General features: G+C 42.0%; 1 protein-coding gene. It reads left to right on the top strand.

Annotation, left to right across the window (positions count from 1 at the left end; all coding sequences use genetic code 11):
- A partial coding sequence (locus tag A3756_RS27220; protein WP_068508097.1) for a hypothetical protein occupies window positions 1-443 on the top strand: 443 nt, incomplete at its 5' end.
- Window positions 444-522 lie beyond the last annotated feature (79 nt).

The raw sequence follows: 522 nt of genomic DNA, 5'->3' as shown, positions 1-522 counted from the left end.
ATGCCTATATCCCTTTGTTAGGACTGCTTGTACTTGGCTTTATCGCCAGACAAATCCTTAATAAACAATACCGAACAGCAGCCAGGTTCAGTCTACAAACCTTGGTATCAGTAGCGCTGGTTTACGCCTTAATGGCTCTGGATAACTATTTTCTTATTTGGCCTACAGTCTCACTAGACTACAGCACTCATACAGCATTATCCCTGGCCTTAGTGATGTTATTAACTCAAGGTTCAACGTTTCAAGTTCACTGGCAAGTTGCCTTGGGAGTATCATTCTTAGCGTATGCGATTTTAATGCTTTACCAGCAATATCATACTATTGCAGACATAGTCAGCACCGCTTTCATCCTGGTTCCGAGTCTGTTTATTATTAACAGGAAACTGGTCTCTAAAGACCCAAATTGGGAACACTGTTCAGCTAAGCCTTATAAGAGTTCATAAAGTCGATGCCTGGCTTTAAGGCGCATCGCCAAACTAAAGCTGCTTCCTCACAAAAGTTAGGGTAGGTATCTTCAATAGC

The sequence above is a fragment of the Oleiphilus sp. HI0086 genome (assembly GCF_001635225.1).
Note: the sequence above shows the minus strand (reverse complement) of the source record. Positions and strands in the feature narration are given on the sequence as shown.